The sequence below is a fragment of the Polaromonas sp. P1_E12 genome (assembly GCF_056405975.1).
In genome coordinates, this window is the sequence record NZ_JBFUBB010000004.1 from 101,470 (window position 1) to 121,243 (window position 19,774).

Annotated in this window: 16 protein-coding genes and 1 riboswitch; of the genes, 8 read left to right on the forward strand and 8 right to left on the reverse strand. The window is 62.0% G+C overall.

Annotation, left to right across the window (positions count from 1 at the left end; all coding sequences use genetic code 11):
* Positions 1–298 precede the first annotated feature (298 nt).
* From AC1D13_RS13005 to metH, 4 genes are all read right to left on the reverse strand, one after another.
* Positions 299–1,624, reverse strand: a complete 1,326-nt coding sequence (locus tag AC1D13_RS13005; RefSeq protein ID WP_477689677.1) for a DUF308 domain-containing protein — start codon at positions 1,622–1,624, stop codon at positions 299–301.
* Between the two features lie 67 nt (positions 1,625–1,691).
* Positions 1,692–2,903 carry a M23 family metallopeptidase gene (locus tag AC1D13_RS13010; RefSeq protein WP_477689678.1) on the reverse strand — a complete coding sequence of 404 codons (1,212 nt, stop codon included), beginning with the start codon at positions 2,901–2,903 and terminating at the stop codon, positions 1,692–1,694.
* Positions 2,904–3,078: 175 nt separating this feature from the next.
* A complete protein-coding gene (locus AC1D13_RS13015; protein WP_457281755.1) occupies positions 3,079–3,879 on the reverse strand; it encodes a glycine zipper 2TM domain-containing protein in 801 nt (266 codons plus the stop codon).
* 213 nt (positions 3,880–4,092) lie between these two features.
* Positions 4,093–6,912, reverse strand: a complete 2,820-nt coding sequence (metH, locus tag AC1D13_RS13020) for a methionine synthase (RefSeq protein WP_477689679.1) — start codon at positions 6,910–6,912, stop codon at positions 4,093–4,095.
* Between the two features lie 15 nt (positions 6,913–6,927).
* Positions 6,928–7,024: riboswitch (S-adenosyl-L-homocysteine riboswitch) on the reverse strand.
* A gap of 93 nt (positions 7,025–7,117) precedes the next feature.
* Between metH and AC1D13_RS13025 the strand changes: the two genes are divergently transcribed.
* The gene (locus AC1D13_RS13025; protein WP_457281758.1) at positions 7,118–7,726 is read left to right on the forward strand and encodes a Crp/Fnr family transcriptional regulator; all 609 of its coding nucleotides are present in this window, start codon (positions 7,118–7,120) and stop codon (positions 7,724–7,726) included.
* A 61-nt stretch (positions 7,727–7,787) separates the two neighbouring features.
* On the opposite strand, the gene AC1D13_RS13030 is transcribed toward AC1D13_RS13025, so the two are convergent.
* Together AC1D13_RS13030 and AC1D13_RS13035 are read right to left on the reverse strand one after the other, a co-directional pair.
* Positions 7,788–8,771 (reverse strand): Bug family tripartite tricarboxylate transporter substrate binding protein, encoded by a 984-nt coding sequence (locus AC1D13_RS13030; protein ID WP_457281759.1) that lies wholly within the window; start codon positions 8,769–8,771, stop codon positions 7,788–7,790.
* Between the two features lie 245 nt (positions 8,772–9,016).
* The gene (locus AC1D13_RS13035) at positions 9,017–10,063 is read right to left on the reverse strand and encodes a homocysteine S-methyltransferase family protein (protein ID WP_457281760.1); all 1,047 of its coding nucleotides are present in this window, start codon (positions 10,061–10,063) and stop codon (positions 9,017–9,019) included.
* A 205-nt stretch (positions 10,064–10,268) separates the two neighbouring features.
* Between AC1D13_RS13035 and AC1D13_RS13040 the strand changes: the two genes are divergently transcribed.
* The gene (locus AC1D13_RS13040) at positions 10,269–10,661 is read left to right on the forward strand and encodes a rhodanese-like domain-containing protein (protein WP_457281761.1); all 393 of its coding nucleotides are present in this window, start codon (positions 10,269–10,271) and stop codon (positions 10,659–10,661) included.
* A 117-nt stretch (positions 10,662–10,778) separates the two neighbouring features.
* Positions 10,779–12,671 (forward strand): DNA helicase RecQ, encoded by a 1,893-nt coding sequence (gene recQ / locus AC1D13_RS13045; protein WP_477666991.1) that lies wholly within the window; start codon positions 10,779–10,781, stop codon positions 12,669–12,671.
* A 50-nt stretch (positions 12,672–12,721) separates the two neighbouring features.
* Here recQ and AC1D13_RS13050 read toward each other — a convergent pair whose 3' ends face one another.
* Positions 12,722–13,756 carry a glycosyltransferase family 2 protein gene (locus AC1D13_RS13050; protein WP_457281763.1) on the reverse strand — a complete coding sequence of 345 codons (1,035 nt, stop codon included), beginning with the start codon at positions 13,754–13,756 and terminating at the stop codon, positions 12,722–12,724.
* The gene (locus AC1D13_RS13055) at positions 13,746–14,258 is read right to left on the reverse strand and encodes a serine O-acetyltransferase (RefSeq protein WP_457281764.1); all 513 of its coding nucleotides are present in this window, start codon (positions 14,256–14,258) and stop codon (positions 13,746–13,748) included. Before AC1D13_RS13055 ends, AC1D13_RS13050 begins: the two co-directional genes overlap by 11 nt.
* A gap of 489 nt (positions 14,259–14,747) precedes the next feature.
* On the opposite strand from AC1D13_RS13055, the gene AC1D13_RS13060 reads away from it, so the two are divergent.
* From AC1D13_RS13060 to AC1D13_RS13080, 5 genes are all read left to right on the forward strand, one after another.
* The gene (locus AC1D13_RS13060; RefSeq protein ID WP_457282080.1) at positions 14,748–15,722 is read left to right on the forward strand and encodes an amino acid ABC transporter substrate-binding protein; all 975 of its coding nucleotides are present in this window, start codon (positions 14,748–14,750) and stop codon (positions 15,720–15,722) included.
* A gap of 85 nt (positions 15,723–15,807) precedes the next feature.
* Complete coding sequence (locus AC1D13_RS13065; RefSeq protein ID WP_477689680.1) at positions 15,808–17,010, forward strand: amino acid ABC transporter permease; 1,203 nt, start codon at positions 15,808–15,810, stop codon at positions 17,008–17,010.
* Between the two features lies 1 nt (position 17,011).
* The gene (locus tag AC1D13_RS13070; RefSeq protein WP_457281766.1) at positions 17,012–18,115 is read left to right on the forward strand and encodes an amino acid ABC transporter permease; all 1,104 of its coding nucleotides are present in this window, start codon (positions 17,012–17,014) and stop codon (positions 18,113–18,115) included.
* An 18-nt stretch (positions 18,116–18,133) separates the two neighbouring features.
* Complete coding sequence (locus AC1D13_RS13075) at positions 18,134–18,877, forward strand: amino acid ABC transporter ATP-binding protein (RefSeq protein ID WP_457281767.1); 744 nt, start codon at positions 18,134–18,136, stop codon at positions 18,875–18,877.
* Between the two features lie 4 nt (positions 18,878–18,881).
* Positions 18,882–19,715, forward strand: coding sequence for a class II glutamine amidotransferase (locus tag AC1D13_RS13080; protein ID WP_457281768.1), 834 nt, complete (start codon positions 18,882–18,884; stop codon positions 19,713–19,715).
* Positions 19,716–19,774: the final 59 nt, after the last annotated feature.

The following is a 19,774-nucleotide window of genomic DNA, read 5'->3' on the forward strand; positions in this document are numbered from 1 at the left end:
CAGGCATGACTGCGGCTTTGTGAACGGAATCCCTCACAACGGACAGAGGGCGGTATCTACGGCCCATGCAGCTCCCGCAAGCGGGAATGGCCAATAGCACCAGTGCGACACGCGCCGTACATGCACCGGCTGTCGAACGCAGACAGGTTGCCTGCAGCAAGGGCTGCGCCTTTGAGGTTCGTCAGCCCTGATGCTTTTTCCTTTTGGATGGGTGTCGCCGGACCCTGGAACGGCCACTAAATCCGGACTTCGGGAGTCCGACCTTCACACAGCGCAGGTCAACCTTCTCGCTGAGCTTTCAAGGGATTTTTTTTGCGCGCTGACGTTGGGGCCGGCGCGTCTTCCACCAGCGCGCAAGGTGCACCCTCAAGTCCTGATGCGGGTGGGTGATGCGCCGGATCGCGCCGGCATAATCCAGCGCCAACCCGGGTGTCCACGCGATCGATTCGGCACGCACCCGAACGCTTCCGGCCAGCCACATGTCTGGGTGAAAGGCCAGGCGCAGCAGGGTTCGCCAGAAAGGTTTGTCGGCAAATACACCTTCCATCGCGGCGTCGATAGCCTCGGTCACGACCACCGAGCAGTTGCGATGCGTCAGGTTATAGGTGTCGTCCTGACGGTACGCTTCCCAGAATGACTGCAGGTGGCCGCGGTTAAACAGGCGAAAGCGGATGCGAAAGGTTGAAGGGCGCGTCGCACCGGCTTCCTGCTCATAAGAAGGAAGCCACATGCCTGGATGGTCGTTGCTTTGTGTGGCGCGCACCTGGTCGACAATGTTGCGCTGCGTGATGGTCAGGCGCACGCGTGGATGGTGGCTGATATACAGCTGCGGCCCGCACTCCAGCGCGACATGGCCGGTAGTAACGCTGCCCTTGCGGGAGAGGGCCGCGATGTACCGGTCGACCAGCGGAAGCCGGATGCGTTCTTCGCTTTGATCCACGGCGGTCCAGATGTGAATCACCATCTGTTCGCCGGACATGCTGGCACCTGCGTGCGGGGGGGATAGCGGCGTACTGGCACCCATCTCCCTTTTCCTTTTATAGAGCTCGATGGCCGCAAGCCGTGACCCCGGCGGCAAGCGTTGCAGGCGCCAGGCGCCGCGCATCACGACGTAGCCGCCCGCCATCAGTGCAAGGCCGGTGCAAAAAGACACGTTCATCGCGGAAGGCAGGGGCCAGTCGGTCACCAGCAATATCGCCATGACCAGATAACCCCAACCGATGATGTTGGAGATGCGCCAGTTCGGATACCGGATCAAAAGACTTGACGCAATGCGGACCAGTCCATTGAAGGTAAATGCGGCGGCGAAAAGAACGGCTGCAGCAATCGAATTGTCCCAGGGGAAGTCCAGCAGCAGACAGGCAAACACCACCATGGCCGCGCCGCGCAACATTTCAAAGCGCCGCCGCGCACGTGTGTGTGTGGTGCCTATCACCAGTTCCACCAGCCCTTGCAACAGCAACACGGCGCCGAACACCCAGCCGGCCATGTCGGTCACACCATCGACCAGGTCTATCAGCACCACGACACCCAGCAACACCGCGAGCAGGCCCGCCACCAGAAAGATCTTCCAGCGCTTCACGAGCGCATCGCCGCCAAAAAGGGTTAGTGCAAGTCTGAACATGTTGGTACGGTGGCCGCCGGGGCCGTGCCACGCGTCAAGGGAATGCGTAGCTCGCAGCGCCCAAGCTTCACTTCAAAGAGGGGAAATCAACCACGTAGCCATTCATGGGCAGGGTGGCGCGCTGAATGGCCTGCTGCTGCGGCAATGCCGTCCACACCACTTTGCCCTGATCGGTCACGTCCGTAGCAACCCCCCTGGCCGTAAACGCGTCGATCACGTAGGGCACCCCTTGCGATGACAAGGGGCCGATGCCGTCCGACACATGGAAATGCAGGTGCGGTGCAGTGGTGTTGCCGGAATTTCCCAGCAGCGCCAGCACCTGGCCGCGCTTGACGCGGTCGCCGACACCCACCTTCAGCGAGCCCGGCTGCAGATGTGCATAAAACGCGTAGTAGCCACGTCCCAGGTCCAGGATCACATGGTTGCCCGTCACGTTTTGCATGGTCGTGTCGGGCGGCAAGGCGTTAGGCACCCGCTCAGGCAGCCCGTCGAGCACGGAAACCACTTTGGCATCCGCTACGGCAATCGCTTTTTGCCCATAGGTCGGCCAGTTTTCGTTCTTGTTGCTGTCGCCGTTGCTTTGCTGCGAGTTCGCGTCTATCTTGATCCAGTCGATTGCAAACCGCTGGCTGACGTAGAGAACGCCGTTCACCGGGATGCCGGCACGCCGGTGCGGAACCTCCCTGCAGCAGCCATTGAACGCAACCCAGCCGGAGCCCTCAAGCGGAGGGCCGATCAACGGCGCGGGCCGAGTGCTGACAGACACGGTGCCACCGGTTTGCGACGTCTGGACAAGGCCTTCACTCGCAGGTTTGACGGCGGCCGTGAGCCTGACTTCAGGTGCGGAGGTCACCACGCGATGCGACAGGGCTTTGGGGAGAGCCTGGCCGGCCTCCAGCACTACGTCAATCCAGAACAAACCGGCCTGTGCCGCGCCGATGCTGTCACCGCCCGCGCCGTCCAGCAACGAAAAACTGCCCGCAACATCCGCCCCGGCGACGGTGGTCAACACCTTGCCGGAAGCGGCATCCAATACCTCCAGCGATACCAGCTTGACCGGCGCGGCCCGCGCATTGGTGACCTGCAGCTCGTAGTCGATGTGCACACGCCCATCAGCGCCGCGAAAAGGCACGGGGCGTGAGGCAGCGCTCAGCAGTACGGGCGTGTTCTGGTCGTGCGCACCGGCAAATTCCAGGTTGTTCAGTCCGGGTTTGGGTCCTGCCGCAAAGGCGTGCAGACTTCCGGCAAGTACCAGCACGGCCACAAAAAAACGACGCATGCGATCCTCCTTGTGATGGCGGGGCCATCATAGCGCCAAGCATCGCACCGTCGAAGCATAAAAGGGAGCGTGCCGCGCGAAGGAATCCCGCGCGGCATCAGAAGGGAGACTCAACGGGGCAAGCGCCCACACAAGCAGGCGCACTAAAGCTTGCGCCTTCCGGTCTCTGACTAGATCAGCGGTTGCTGTAGCCGGGAGACTGCTGCTGCGTGACCACGGGGGCCGGCGGCGGTTTGGGGCCGTAACTGGCGCCGTCCTGGGTCCGCAAGGTCGCCCCTTCCACCGTCACGCGGCTGCCAACACTGGGAGCTTGGGCAACTTCTACCAGGCGGTGAGAACCGTCTTCCATGCGCACGCCGACCTGGTAAACCGTTTCCTTGCGAACATGCCCTTCGATGGCGTTGCCGGCGAAACCGCCACCCACCGCACCCAGGATGGTGGCTGCCGTACGCCCACCGCCATGGCCGACCTGGTTACCGAGCACGGCGCCCAGCACGCCACCCGCCACAGCACCTACGCCAGGGCCGGCCGGCTTGGTGGAGCGCTCAACCGGCGTCACCGATTCCACCGCGCCGCACACATGGCACACAGGCGCCGGCGCTACGGCGACCGGTGCAGGGTAAGGGGCCGGCGCGGGCGAAATGCCCGCATAACTCGGGGCGGGTGCCGGTTTTGGTGTCGGCTTGACCACTTTCTTGGTCGGCACGGGCGCGGGCTTGGCGGGTGCGGCAACCGGCTTTTCAGCCATGTCGTCCGCCGCATTGCTGGCCGCGGCCATGGGCGGCGCCACTAGCGGCGCGGCTTGCGGTGCTGCGAGTGCCACCGGCGTCGCCGTGACCGGGTTGCGCATCTGGTAAATCATGGTGCCGCCCATGGCCAGAACGGCCACTCCCAGTATGCCGACGGCGGCCCACAAGGGCTTGCTGGCCGACGGGGCCTGCTGGCCCGGCTGAAGAGTTTCGGTGGATGTGTTCATGGCAATTCCCTCTGGTGAAATCAATCGGTCCCGTGGCGGGAGTTCATCTATGGTTGTTCAACGTTTCCCATGCCGCGAAGGTAAACACGCTTTGGCAGGCGGCTGTGTATTTATGTAAACGCAGGTTATTTTCCGGCAAAGTCGCCGTAAACGCGAATTGCAACGGCAGCCCTGAAAACTGTTCACGGTTTGCACCGCACCGTGAACGGCTTTTCAGAGATTCGGTGCCAGCAGGCGCTGCAACTCGCCGGCCTTCAGGCCGCGCCGCTTGGCCAGGTCCTGCAGCTGGTCGTCGCCGATCTTGCCGACGTTGAAGTAGGCGCTTTGCGGGTGGCTCAGATAAAAGCCGCTCACACTGGCCGCCGGTGTCATGGCCAGGCTTTCGGTCAGCGCCATGCCGACCTCTTCGGCCTTGAGCAACTCGAACATTTCTTTCTTGACGCTGTGGTCCGGGCAGGCCGGATAACCTGGCGCCGGGCGTATGCCCTGGTATTTTTCGGCGATCAAGGCTTCGCTGTCCAGTGACTCGGCCGGCACATAGCCCCACAAATCCTTGCGTACGCGCTGGTGCAGGCTTTCGGCAAACGCTTCGGCCAGGCGGTCAGCCAGCGCCTTGAGCATGATGGACGAATAATCGTCGTGGTCATCCAGGAAGTACTTTTCCTTTTTCTCGGCGCCAATGCCTGCCGTGACGGCAAAAAGACCGATGTAGTCCGGAATTTTTGAGATGTTTTTGCCCGCAGCGCCCGCATATTCAGCGCGAGCAGCTATCAATTCAGGAGCAAGTACCTTGGGTGCGACAAAATCAGCCAGGCAACGGCTGGGGCGCATCACGCCGTCAATTGCGGTTTTTTCGGTTTGCTGGCGCAGGCCGTACCAGGTCATGGCCACTTCGCTGCGCGACTCGTCGGTGTAGATCTCGATGTCGTCGCCCACGCTGTTGGCGGGGTACAGCGCCATCACGCCGTTGGCGGTGAGCCAGCGGCCTTCGATCAGGCGCTTGAGCATGCGCTGCGCGTCGGCGTACACGCGCACAGCCTCGGTGCCCACCACCTCGTCTTTCAAAATGGCCGGGAAGGCTCCGGCCAGGTCCCAGGTCTGGAAGAAAGGACCCCAGTCGATGTACTGGGCCAGCTCCGACAGGTCGAAGTTCTTGAACACGCGGCGGCCAATGAACTTGGGCACGGGCGGTGTGTAGTGGGCCCAGTCCATTGACGTGGGATTGGCGCGGGCCTTGGCCAGCGGCCACATCGGTACCTGCTTTTTGTTGGCGTGCTGGGTGCGCACCTTGTCGTAGTCGGTATACAGCTCTTCGATGTATCTGGCGGCCTGGTCGGACAGCAGGCTTTGCGCCACGCTCACGCTTCGTGACGCATCGGGCACATACACCACCGGGCCTTCGTAGTGCGGGGAGATCTTGACGGCCGTGTGCACGCGGCTGGTGGTGGCGCCGCCTATCAGCAGCGGAATCTTCTTGATGCGGAAATGATCGTCCTTTTGCATCTCGGCGGCCACATACTGCATTTCTTCCAGGCTGGGGGTGATGAGACCCGACAGCCCGACGATGTCGGCGCCTTCAACCTTGGCGCGCGCCAATATTTCATGGCAGGGCACCATCACGCCCATGTTGACGACTTCAAAGTTGTTGCACTGCAAGACCACCGTCACGATGTTCTTGCCAATGTCGTGCACATCACCCTTGACCGTGGCGATGATGATCTTGCCTTTGGTCTTGACGTCACCGCCGGCGGCTTCGAGCAGCAGCTTTTCGGCTTCGATGTAGGGCAGCAGGTGCGCCACGGCCTGCTTCATCACACGGGCGCTTTTGACGACCTGGGGCAAAAACATCTTGCCCTGGCCGAACAGGTCACCGACGATGTTCATGCCGTCCATCAGCGGGCCTTCGATGACGTGCAGCGGCCGGCCGCCCTCCGCAAGGATCTCCTGGTAGACCTCTTCGGTGTCAGTCACGATGTGCTCGTTCATGCCGTGGACCAGCGCATGCGACAGGCGCTGGCGCACCGGCAGGGCACGCCATTCATTCTTCTTGCTGTCGTCCTTGGCGCCGCTCCTGGCAGTCTCGGCCACTTCAATCAGGCGTTCGCTGGGCGTGAGCTCAGGCTCGCCCGGCTTGTAGACCGGTGTGCGGTTGAGCACCACGTCTTCGACGCGCTCGCGCAGCACAGGGTCCAGGTCGTCGTACACGCCGACCATGCCGGCGTTGACGATGCCCATGTCCATGCCCGCCTGGATCGCGTGGTACAGGAACACGGTGTGGATGGCTTCACGCACCGGGTCGTTGCCGCGAAAGCTGAAGGACACGTTGGACACGCCGCCAGAGACCTTGGCGCCCGGCAGGTTCTGCTTGATCCAGCGCGTGGCGTTGATGAAATCGACCGCGTAGTTGTTGTGCTCTTCGATGCCGGTGGCGATCGCGAAAATGTTCGGGTCGAAGATGATGTCTTCGGGCGGAAAGTCCAGCTCGTCGACCAGCACGCGGTAGGCGCGCTCGCAGATTTCGACTTTGCGCTCATAGGTGTCGGCCTGGCCTTTTTCATCAAAAGCCATCACCACCGCTGCCGCGCCGTAGCGCTTGAGCAGCTTGGCCTGCTGCCTGAAGGGCTCCAGACCCTCTTTCATCGAGATCGAGTTGACGATTCCCTTGCCCTGGATGCAGCGCAGGCCGGCTTCGATGACGCTCCACTTGGAGCTGTCGATCATGATGGGCACACGCGCGATGTCGGGCTCACTGGCGATCAGGTTCAGGAAGCGCACCATGGCGGCCTGGCTGTCCAGCATGGCCTCGTCCATGTTGATATCGATGATCTGGGCGCCGTTTTCGACCTGCTGGCGGGCCACGGCCAGCGCCTGCTCGTATTCACCGTTGAGGATCATGCGGGCGAAGGCCTTGGAGCCGGTGACGTTGGTGCGTTCGCCAATATTGACAAACAGCGTGCCCGCGCCGATGGCGACCGGCTCCAGGCCGGACAGCTTCATGGGGGGAACATTGGGCAAAGATTCAGTTTCAGACACGGACTCACCTTGAGGCAAAGGTGAGCGTCGTTGCCGCAGGGGCCGCCGGAAGCCGCCGCCTGTAACCCAAGCCTGACGAACGCTTGTGTTCGCTGCAACGCTCCTTGGGTTACCATCATTTTAAGGGCTGAACGCCGCCCGCGCCATATCCTTGCACCAATGGCAAGAGATACCAACAAAAGTCCAGGGGATAGCCGGAGCCACCATGTTTGAAAACCTGTTCGGCAGAAAACAGCGGGGAACGCCCGATGCGCCCGAGTCCATGCGTCCCAAAGACCGCATGCGGGCCATTGAGGGCTCCAGCACGGCCGAGCTTGCCGCCAGGCTGCTGATTGCACCAACCGCCCTGATGCAGCTCACGCCCGAAGAGGCTTTCACTGTCGTCAGCTACATGACGCCGCGCAGGATTTCCGAGGGAACGACCTTCATCCGCGAAGGCGACAAGAGCGATACCGGTTATATGGTGCTGCTGCTCGAAGGCGAAGTCACTGTCGAAAGCATTGTGGTCAGCCGCCGCACGCCGGTCACCATCACGGTGCTGGGCCCCGGCAGCCTGATCGGCGAAATGGGCCTGGTCGACGGCCAGGCGCGGCTGGCGTCATGCACTGCCAGCAGCGACGTGAGCTGCGCCGTGCTGTCGCGCGCAGCGCTTGAAAAAATGGGGGAAGAGCAACCGGTGACTGCGGCCAAACTGATGTTTGCCGTTTCGCTGCGCATCGCCGAACGGCTGCGCGACACCAGCGAAAAACTCAAGATGTACAGCCAGCTGGTACAAGCCATGCAGCAGGAAATCGACCGGCTGATGCCGGGCTGATTTCCGTCTGGCAGAAAAGCGGGGAAGGCGCCAGGCTAGCCGCCCTTTCCGCCCTTTCGATTTAGTCGAGCTTGATTTTGGCGACCTTGATCAGGCGTCCATAATCGGCGTGCTCTTTCATCACCATGTAGGCAAAGTCGGCAGAGCTCATGGGGCTGGGGGTCGCGCTCATGCGTGCAAACTTTTCTGCGGTATCGGGCGTGTTGAGCGCGTCGGCGAATGCCCTCTGCAGCTGGTCTGCCGTGGCTTTGGGGAGGTTGGCCGGGCCAAAGATGCCGAACCAGGTGCTGATGTGAAAGCCGGGCAACACGTCATTGATGGTCGGAATTTCCGTGAAGCTGCTGGAGCGGTTGATGGTGGTCACGCCAAAAGCGACCAGCTTGCCCGACTTGATGTTGGCGCTGGCAGAGGCCAGGTTGTCGAACATCAGGTCGGTCTGGCCGGACAGCAGGCCAGCCTGCGCCTGGGCCGAGCCGCTGGAAGGCAGGTGCACCACGCTGATCTTGGCCAGGCTTTTAAACAGCTCGCCCGCGAGGTGGCCGGCGCTTCCATTGCCGCCGGAGGCATAGTTCAGCCGGCCGGGATTCTTGCGTGCGTAGGCAATCAGGTCCTTGGTGTCCTTGATTTTCAGCCGCCTGGCCGTCTCGGCATTCATGACCAGCACGTTCGGCACCCGCGCCACCAACGTGATGGGCGTGAAGTCCTTCAATGCGTCGTAGGGCATGTTTGGGTAGAGCCATGGGTTGATGGCATGGGTGGCCACCGCCCCCATCACCAGCGTATGGCCGTCTGCAGGTGCCTTGGCGACGAGGGCCGCACCCACGTTTCCGCCGGACCCCGGCCGGTTGTCAACCGTGACTTCGGTTTTGAGCAGGGGACGCAGCTTCTCGGCCAGGATGCGCGCAGCGTTGTCCAGCGGGCCGCCGGCTGGATAGGGCACGACGATCGTCACCGGTTTTTGGGGCGACAGTTGTGCATGGCCTGCGAAAGCCGTCATCGCCAACGTGAATGCCGCTGCGGCCTTGATGAATAAACCCACCTTCATGATTTCCTTGGTTGTGTTGTGTTGCGTTGTTTTGCCGAACCATCAACGCTGCAGGGCGCAGCGCCGGAGAATGAAAACAGGGTTCGGCAAAGGGGCCTGACTATAGCCGCGAAATATGACTTTTCGGGACATCGCCGGGCACGTCATCTCATATGTATACTTATTAAGTACACACGCATCAGAGAACCGGCTTTTTCGGCCACCCGACGGGCATCACCCGGAAGTGATGCGGGGCAGCGCTGGCCTCAGGCGGCCTCTTTGTAGAAGGCACCGCGCTGCAAGGAGCGGCTGGCAACCGGCGCAACCGCATGGGCGATGGCACCTATGTGATCCGGCGTGGTGCCGCAGCAGCCGCCCACGATGTTGACAAGGCCTTCCTCGGCAAACTCGCGCAGCAGGCGGGACGTCACGTCGGGCGTTTCGTCAAAGCCGGTATCGCTCATGGGGTTGGGCAGGCCGGCATTGGGGTAGCAGCTGATGAAGGTGTCGCCGGCCACGCGGGCCAGCTCCTGGATGTAGGGGCGCATCAGGGTGGCGCCCAGTGCGCAGTTGAGGCCGACTGCCAGTGGTGCGGCATGGCGCACACTGTGCCAGAAGGCCGTCACGGTTTGCCCGCTCAGGATGCGGCCCGAAGCGTCGGTCACGGTGCCGCTGATGATCAGGGGCAGGCGCTCGCCGGAGTTGTCGAAGTACTCATCGATGGCAAACAGCGCCGCCTTGGCATTGAGCGTGTCGAAGATGGTCTCGACCAGCAGCACGTCGCTGCCGCCCTTGACCAGCGCCTCCGTCTGTTCGTAATAGGCCTTGCGCAACTCCTCGAAGCTGGTGTTGCGCGCGCCCGGATCGTTCACGTCGGGGCTGATGCTGGCCGTCTTCGGCGTGGGGCCGAGGGCGCCGACGACAAAACGCGGCTTGTCGGGTGTTGAAAACTTGTCGCACGCGGCACGGGCGATGCGGGCCGACTCGTAATTCATCTCGACGGCCAGGTCGGCCATGTCGTAGTCGGCCTGCGCCACGGTAGTCGCGCCGAAGGTATTGGTTTCAATCATGTCGGCGCCCGCAGCCAGGTAGCCCTCATGGATGTCCTGGATCACGTCGGGGCGCGTCAGGCTCAACAACTCGTTGTTGCCCTTCACGTCCTTGTGGAAGTCCTTGAAGCGTTCGCCGCGGTACTGGGCCTCGTTGAGCTTGAAGCGCTGGATCATGGTGCCCATCGCACCGTCGAGGATGGCGATACGCTGTTCCAGGATGGCCGGCAGTTGTTGGCCGCGGGTGTAGATGATTGGCTTCATGGCCCGATTTTAAGGCGCTGCGTCATTTCCAGCGGACCCGCGGATAGCGCCCCTGTTTTCAGCCGGGCATTCTGCGTTCGATAAGGCTCCAAGCCAGCATAAGCCGTGGAACCGGCTTTGCCGGGCCACAGGCGGGCGGCCCCCTCGGGGGCAGGGAGCCACACGAAGTGAGCGACCGTGGGGGCTTAGACTATCAGCCCCGACTATGAAAAACTTTCAACCCAAAGAAGCCTGGACCTGGCTGCAGGCACACCCTGACGCGCTGTTTGTGGACGTGCGCATGGAGATCGAGTCGTTGTACGTCGGCCGCCCCCCAGGCGTGGTCAACGTGCCGTGGTACGAATACCCCGACCTGCAGCCAGACCCGCAAAAGTTCGCCGACGCCGTGGCGCGCGAAGCTGCCGGCAAGGCGCAGCCGGTGCTGCTGATCTGCCGCTCCGGCAAGCGCACGCTGGACGCCGGCAAGGCCCTGGAAGCAGCCGGCTTTTCTGATGTGCAGCATGTGGTGCACGGCTTTGAAGGTGAGCTCGACGAACAGTTCCAGCGCTCCACCCTTTCCGGCTGGCGCTTTGACGGCCTGCCCTGGGAGCAGATGTAGCCGGTTTTCCCCGCTATTTATGTGTCAAACAGGCCTCCAGCCCTTATGGATCTTGCGCAAGCAGCTCCTATTTTCATAGCACTCATTTTCACCACACCGACTTTCCGGCTTAACACCTTGTCTTCACTGCCCATTTCTGCGCCTTTGCCGACACCCCTGGACGTGCTCAGCCGGGTTTTTGGCTACGACAGCTTCCGCGGCCCGCAGGAGGCCATCGTGGACCATGTAGTTCGCGGCGGCGATGCCCTGGTACTGATGCCCACCGGCGGAGGCAAATCACTGTGCTACCAGATCCCGGCCATCGTGCGGCAAAACGCCGGCCACGGGGTCACGGTGGTGATCTCGCCGCTGATTGCGCTGATGCATGACCAGGTGGGCGCCCTGCATGAGGCCGGCGTGTCCGCCGCATTTTTAAACTCGACACAAAGCTTTGAAGAAAGCAGCCAGCTTGAAAAGCAATTGCTGCGCAACGAGCTGACGCTGCTTTATGCCGCACCCGAGCGCATCAACACCCCGCGCATGAAGGGACTGCTCGGCTCGCTGCATGAACGCGGCCTGCTCAGCCTGTTTGCGATTGACGAAGCGCATTGCGTGAGTCAGTGGGGCCACGACTTCCGGCCCGAATACCGGTCATTGAGCCTGCTGCACGAAACCTTCCCGAACGTGCCGCGTATCGCGCTGACGGCGACCGCGGATGCGCTGACACGGCAGGACATGATCGAGCGGCTCAAGCTGGAAGACGCACGCGCATTCGTCAGCAGCTTTGACCGGCCGAACATCCGCTACACCATCGTCGAAAAAACCGACGCCACACGCCAGCTGCTGCGATTCATTGAAAGCGAACACGCCGGAGAAGCCGGCATTGTGTATTGCCAGTCACGCAAACGCGTGGAGGAAATTGCCGAAGCCCTGCAGGATGCCGGCCTCAAGGCCATGGCCTACCACGCGGGCCTGGACAGTGCCCTGCGCCAGCAGCGGCAAGACCGCTTCCTGCGCGAGGAAGGCACAGTGATGGTCGCAACGATTGCCTTCGGCATGGGCATCGACAAACCTGACGTGCGTTTTGTCGCGCACCTGGACATGCCGAAAAACATCGAAGGCTATTACCAGGAAACAGGCCGTGCCGGCCGCGACGGCCTCCCCGCCAACGCCTGGATGACGTACGGCCTGCAGGACGTGGTGAACCAGCGCCGCATGATAGACACCAGCGAAGCCGCCAGCGAAGAGTTCAAGCAGGTCATGCGCGGCAAGCTGGATGCCTTGTTGACGCTGGCTGAAGACACGCGTTGCCGGCGTGTCAGCCTGCTGCATTACTTCGGCGAAGACAGTCAGCCTTGCGGTAACTGCGACAACTGCCTGCAGCCGCCGGTGGTATGGGACGCGACCGAAGCCGCACGCAAGATGCTCAGTTGCATTTACCGCGTGCAGCAGGCCAGCGGCATCAGCTTTGGTGCAGGCCACCTGATGGACATCCTGCGCGGCAAGGCGACCGAAAAAGTATTGCAGTACGGCCACGACAAGCTCAGCACCTTCGGCATTGGCGCCGACCTGTCCGAAGTGCAGTGGCGTGGCGTGTTACGCCAATTGATCGCCAAGGGCATGGTGCGGGTCGACCCCGATGCGTTCAACACGTTGCAGCTGTTGCCTGATGCACGCCAGGTGCTCAAAGGCGAAGTCAGCGTGATGCTGCGCGAGCAGTCGGCCGGCGCCGGTGAACGGCGCAAAGGCAGTTCCAAAAAAGGCACCAAAACCTCCGCCAAAGGCATGGCCGAAGCCTCGCTCAATGCCGGTGCACTGGAGCGCCTGGCCCGCCTGAAAGCCTGGCGCGCCGAAGTCGCCCGCGAACACAACCTGCCGGCCTTCGTGATCTTTCATGATGCAACCTTGCGAGCCATTGCGGAACGCGCGCCGCAAGGCATTGCCGATCTCGAAGGCATCAGTGGTATCGGCGTCAAAAAACTCGAGGCCTACGGGGCCGAAGTGCTGCGCGTCTGCGCCGGGGCGGATTAGGCCCTCGCTTCCGATGGCCGATTCCCGTGCGGTGCCGGCAGCCCGGCCGCTTAAGTTGCGCCAGACGTATTGCGGATTTCGACGCTGTCTATGGCAGCCCGCGCAGGGCGCTGCGGTGTCAACAACCCGCGTACCAGGCCAGCGGCGTTAAAGCACCACGACACGACCGAGAACACGGCTTTGGTGGCGCTGCGTTTTCGCCATGCCATCAACAGGACGGGTGCTGCTGCAATGCCGGAGAAGGCTCCGATGCGCGCTGTCCACGGCATGGGAACCACCAGAACGGCAAGCAACACTGCCCACCACGCAAGCACGGCGACATACAGCCGCAACTCGCGCACCCGCGTTAGCACCAGCCCCAGGTGCGACTCACCCCAGGCCGCGCGCAGCACTTCGCCCAGGCCGCAGATGTAGCGGCTGCGCCAGCGGCGCACCAGCAATTGATAGGGAGGCGCATCGTGGCCATGGTGCCGCACGGAATCGGTGCCCAGGCGCCACAGCTTCCAGCCCCGGGCATGCAGGCGCATGGCCAGATCAAACTCTTCATAACTGTGCAGGTTGCGGTCTGAAAAATACCCGGCCTGCTCCACCGCAGCTCTGCGATACAGGCCGCCCATGTCCAGCCGGTCCACCATGCCCGCCTGCATATGACCCAAACCGCGCTCCACGCGCGCCACGTATTCCAGGCTGCTGGTGTTCATTTCAACGACCTGCCCTCCCACGCCGGCCACGTCGGGGTGGGCCTGCATGAAGGCCAGCGCCTGCGGCAAAAACCCGGGCAGCATTTCCATGTCGCCATCCAGGATGTACACAAATTCGCCTGCCGAATGCTGGTAACCCAGCTGCGGGCCGATGCCGCAGCAGCGCTCATTGGCACGTGCCAGCTGCACGATACGGATGGGATAGGCAGACGCCAGCGCCACGGTGCGGTCGCTGGAACAGGAATCGGCCAGCACGACCTCGCCACCGACCATCCGGACGGCCGCCAGTGCACTTTCCACCGCGGCCACGATGCGCTTTTCTTCATTCAGGGCCTTGATGACGATGCTGACCGTGCAAGGCGTTTCGCTGGCTTCAGGAAGCATCGTCACGGCTCCTCAAAATAATGCGGGCCGGCACACCCACGGCAAGGGCTCCGGCGGGGACGTCGGTGATCACCACGGCATTGGCGCCAATGTCGACGTCGTCCCCGATCCGTACAGCCCCCAGGATCTTCGCGCCGGCGCCGATATTGACGCGGTTGCCGATGTGCGGCGCCTCGAGCGGCCTGTCGATACGCTGGTTGCCGATGGTGACGCCCTGGCGGATGATGCAGTCGTCCCCGATCACGGCCCGGCCATGCACCACAATCGCACCGGAATGCTCAATCACCAGGCGCCGCCCAATTTGGGCCGAGACGCCAATCGTGACGCCGCAAAACATTTCAGCCAGTTTGGCCAGCACCAAGTGCACGGCACCCAGCGGATAACGCACCAACCTGGACTGAAACCGGTAGCGCAGGTGCCCCAACCGGTACACCTGCAATGCCCAGAAGCCCAGGGACAAGACGCCTTCCTGCGCCACCCGCAAGTCTTCAAGAAAAGCCATTGTTATTGAGCTTTCGTAACATGCATCAAGACGTGAAACCCCTCCCCCGGCCGCAGGCTCCAACGGGGCCGCTCGGGTTTGGGGGATGAGGTCCGCGGCAAGTCCATCAGAACCCGACAAAAGCCGGAGCAGAAAATTCAGCCCTTGCGGAAATGCGGCGCAAGATTCGTACCAATGGACTCACCCGGAACTTGCCTGGCTGCGGTACCACCGGCGCAAGCAAGCTGTCAGAAGGCCATTGTGCCGGGGATGATTGGGGTTCCCTGTCAGCCGTATTCCCGCATAAGGTTATGCATCTTTCGCCGTGGTTAGCCTTTGCCTAGTAAGGGCTTGCCCTTAGAGGTACCCGCCATAGTTGGGCTAGCATCCGCCATTGGCATGGTTCGTGCTGATGTCGACCTACTTATTGACTGGAGAATCCTCGTGATCAAACTCGTAAAGAAACATGGACTTGTTGCCCTTGCAGCGGCCGGCCTCACTGTTGCGGCCATGGCACCTGCCCATGCCGGCAAGACACTGGACGCCATCAAGGCACGGGGCCAGGTCATCTGCGGCGTGAACGTCGGGCTGGCGGGGTTTTCCTCTGCCGACAGCAACGGCGCCTGGACCGGGCTCGACGTGGATGTCTGCAAAGCAGTCGCCGCCAGCGTGCTGGGCGACGCCAGCAAGATCAAGTGGGTTCCGCTGAACGCCCAGCAGCGCTTTACCGCCCTGCAGTCCGGCGAGGTTGATGTCCTGTCGCGCAACACCACGTTCTCGCTGACGCGAGATGCTTCGCTCGGCCTGCACATGACCGCCGTCACCTACTACGACGGCCAGGGCTTCATGGTCCCGGTAAAAAGCAAGATCAAAAGCGCCAAGCAGCTGAAAAACGCCACCGTCTGCGTACAGTCCGGAACCACCACGGAAAAAAACCTGACGGACTTCTCCAAGGCCAACAACCTCAATATGAAACCCGTCGTGTTTGAAAAGCAGGAAGCCGTCAACGCCGCCTACTTCTCCGGCCGTTGCCAGGCCTACACCACGGATGCATCCGGCCTGGCCTCGGTGCGCAACAAGGAGGCCAAAGTCCCGGCCGACCACCTGATCCTGCCGGAGCTGATCTCCAAGGAGCCGCTGGGCCCCATGGTGCGCCGCGGTGACGATGAATGGTTCGCCATTGTCAAATGGGTGATCTACGGCATGATCGAAGCGGAAGAATATGGCGTGACCCAGGCCAATGTCGATGCCATGACCAAGGAAAGCAAAGACCCGGTGGTCATGCGCCTGACCGGTAGTGGCGAAGACACCGGCAAGCTGCTGGGCCTGGACAAGGAATGGCTGGTTCGCGCCGTCAAGGCCGTCGGCAACTACGGTGAAATCTTCGACCGTAACGTCGGCCCCAAAACGCCCCTGGCACTGCCGCGCGGCCAAAACAATCAATGGAATAAAGGCGGCCAGATGTACGCCATGCCGGTGCGCTGAACGACTCCTTCCGATGCGCTGAACGCAACGGGCCGCTCGCAACCATCCGTTGACGAGCGGCCCGTTTTACTTGGGTAACCGCCTTATGTCCGAGCACTCCCTGATTCCCGCGCGGCCGGCGCCGGCGCTGCGGCGCAGAGTTTTTTCCTGGCGCAGCAAGCAGGCGCGCGCCGTTGTCTACCAGATCCTGGCCGTCAGCCTGATCGTCTTCCTCGTGTGGCTGCTCGTGAGCAACACCATGAGCAACATGAAGACGCGCGGCATCCAGAGCGGCTTTGATTTTCTGTTTCAGCCCGCCGGTTTCGACATCGGAGAAGGCTGGCTGAATTACGACTCGATTGATCCCTACTGGAAAGCCTTCCTCGTGGGGCTGGTGAACACGCTGCGCGTGGCCGTGGTGGGCATTGTGCTCACGTCCGTGCTGGGAACCCTGCTGGGCGTGGGACGCTTTTCGCGAAACGCCCTGATCCGCGGCCTGTGCTATGGCTATATCGAGATGTTCCGCAACATTCCGGTGCTGCTGCAGCTGTTGATGTGGTACCTGCTGTTCACGGAATACCTGCCGGCCATTGACCAGGCCCTGCATATCGGCAGCCTGGTGTATATCAGCAAGAACGGCCTGTCTTACCCCTTTCCGGTGTGGCATCTCGGGCAGACGCTGGCCCTCGTCGGCATGGCGGCCGGTGGTGTGGCGGGGTTTGTTTATGCGCGCCAGGCACGCCACCACTTTGACCAGACCGGCCATGCGCGCCCCGTGTTGTGGGTGGTGCTGGGACTGGTCGCGGCCGGTGCGCTGCTGGGCTGGCTGGCCGGTGGTGCACCTTCCGAATGGAACCTGCCGAAACTGACGGAAACCCAGGTGGAGGGCGGTGGCGCGCTGTCGCCTGAATACCTGGCGGTGCTGCTCGGGCTGGTGCTCTACACCTCGGCCTTTGTGGCGGAGGTGGTCCGCGCCGGAATTGCCTCGGTCTCGCTGGGCCAGCACGAGGCCAGCGCATCGCTGGGACTCTCGCGCGGCCACTCCATGCGCCTGGTGGTGCTGCCCCAGGCGCTGAGGGTCATCATCCCGCCGCTGACCAACCAGTACCTGAACCTCACCAAAAATTCGTCACTGGCCGTTGCCGTGGGCTACCCCGACCTGGTGTCGATTGCCAACACCTCGCTCAACCAGACCGGCCGCGCCGTCGAATGCATTGCCATCATCATGCTGATCTACCTCACCACATCGCTGGCCACCTCTGCGCTGATGAACTGGTTCAACAGCCGCGCCGCCATCAAGGAACGCTGACATGAACCAGACCTTTGTTCCCGTCGCGCCGCGCCCGGCCCCCATCAAGATGGAGGGCCCGGGCCCCTGGCTGCGCAACAACCTGTTTTCCAGCGTCGGCAATGCGCTGGTGTCAGTCGGGGTCATCGCCCTGTTGCTGTGGGCCGCCTCGTCGGCCCTTCGCTGGGCGGTGTTCAATGCCGTGACCGCGGCCGACGCGGATGCCTGCCAGGCCGCACGCGGCATAGGCGCATGCTGGGGCGTGATCAACGAAAAAGCCCGCATCATCCTGTTGGGCCGCTACCCCCTGACGGAGCACTGGCGGCCGGAGCTGGCAACCTTTTTGCTGCTGGGCCTGGTGGTCGCAAGCTGCAGCCGCTGGTTCTGGAAACCCTGGCTGGGATTGATCTGGGTCGTGGTCCTGACGGCGTTCTTCACGCTCATGAGCGGCGGCATGTTCGGGCTATCCAAAGTGTCCACTGACCAGTGGGGCGGCCTGCCGCTGACCGTCATGCTGACGGTGATCTCCATGACGATTGCCTTCCCGATTGCGGTGGCGGTGGCGCTGGGGCGGCGCTCCAACATGCCCGCCATCAAGACCCTGTGCGTCATTTACGTTGAGCTGATTCGTGGCGTGCCGCTGATCTCCGTGCTGTTCATGGCCAGCTTCATGTTTCCGCTGTTCATGCCCATCGGCAAATCGCCCGACGTGCTGATCCGGGTGATCGTCGGCATCACGCTGTTTGCCGCGGCCTATATGGCGGAGATTGTCCGGGGTGGTTTGCAGTCCCTCTCGAAAGGCCAGACCGAAGCAGCCGCCAGCCTGGGCCTGGGCTACTGGCAGACGCAGATCAAGATCGTTTTGCCGCAAGCCCTCGGCGCTGTGGTGCCCAGCATCATGAACAACTTCATTTCGCTGTTCAAGGACACCTCCCTCGTGACCATCGTGTCGCTGTATGAACTCACCGGGGCCCTGTCGCTGGCTGTCGGGTCCGATCCGAACTGGCGGCCGTTCAAGATTGAGGCTTACCTCTTTATCGCCGCGATTTACTTTACCTGCTGCTTCGCCATGTCCCGCTACAGCCTCTGGATAGAGCGGCGGCTGGCTGTGGGCAAGGCCCGCTGACAAAAACCAAGGATCCCCATGAGCGACCCCATCATCCGCTTTGACAAAGTCAACAAATGGTATGGCAACAATTTCCATGTGCTGCGCGACTTGCAGCTGGACGTGCAGCAGGGCGAGCGCCTGGTGATCTGCGGGCCGTCCGGTTCGGGCAAATCCACGATGATCCGCTGCATCAATGCCCTGGAGGACTACCAGGAAGGCAAGCTCACCGTGGCCGGCTCCGTCCTCGGCGACGACATCAAGGCCATTGATGCCGTGCGCCGGCAGGTCGGCATGGTGTTCCAGCAGTTCAACCTGTTTCCGCACCTGACCGTGCTTGAAAACCTGACCCTGTCGCCCACCTGGGTCGCGGGCCTGTCCAAAAAGGAAGCGACCGAGCGGGCCATGCATCAGCTCGAACGCGTGCGCATCGCGGAGCAGGCACAAAAGTATCCCCTGCAGCTGTCAGGCGGCCAGCAGCAGCGGGTAGCCATTGCGCGTGCGCTGTGCCTCACGCCGAAAATCATGCTGTTTGACGAGCCGACATCCGCGCTCGATCCTGAAATGATCAAGGAAGTGCTGGACGTGATGATCTCACTGGCTGAGCAGGGAATGACCATGCTTTGCGTGACGCATGAAATGGGCTTTGCCAAGGCGGCAGCCGACCGCGTGATCTTCATGGACCAGGGCCAGATTGTTGAACAGAACACGCCCACGGACTTCTTCAACCACCCGCAGACCGACCGGGCGAAGGATTTCCTCTCCAAGATTCTGGGACACTAGAGGAATGTGCCAACTCCTCGGAATGAATGCCGCCAAACCCGCAGACCTTCGCTTTTCATTCACGGGTTTTGCCGCACGCGGCGGTCTGACGGACCATCATGGCGACGGCTTCGGCATCGGCTTTTTTGAAGACAAGGCCTGCCGCATTTTTATGGACAGCCAGCCAGCCGCCACCTCACCCGTGGCCGAGCTGCTCAAGAGCTATGCCATCAAGTCCTGCAATGTCGTGTCCCATATCCGCAAGGCGACGCAGGGCGATCCGCAGCGCCTGGAGAACTGCCATCCGTTCACACGTGAGCTCTGGGGCCGCCACTGGCTGTTTGCCCACAACGGCGACCTGATCAATTACTTTCCCGCCCTGGGCGGCAACTACCAGTCCGTCGGCACCACCGACAGCGAACGCGCTTTTTGCGCCCTGATGGAAAAACTCAAGGCCATCAGCCCGCGCGAACCCTGCTCGCTGGACACGGTGTTTGAAACCCTCTGCAGCATGAGCGAAGGCACGGGCGAGTATGGCGTATTCAACTACCTGCTCTCCAACGGGCAAGCCCTGTTCGCGCACTGCTCCACACGGCTGTATTACCTGGTGCGGGAATGGCCGTTTTCACACGCCAAGCTCGTTGACGCCGACCTGAGCATCGACTTTGCCCAAACCAATGTCCAGGAAGACCGGTTGTGTGTCGTCGCTACCCAACCGCTGACGCTCAATGAAAACTGGCAGCAGCTGCAGCCCGGGCAATTGCTGTGGATTGAAGGCGGCCGTATCGTGCGGCAGGCGCAGCTGAAGGTCAGCGAGGATGTGCGGCGTAAAAACGAAGCCAACCTGGCTTGCGTATAAAAATCAGGCCTCAGACCAATAGTGACGGGCGCAAGCAGCTATTCTTTTGATAGCAATCC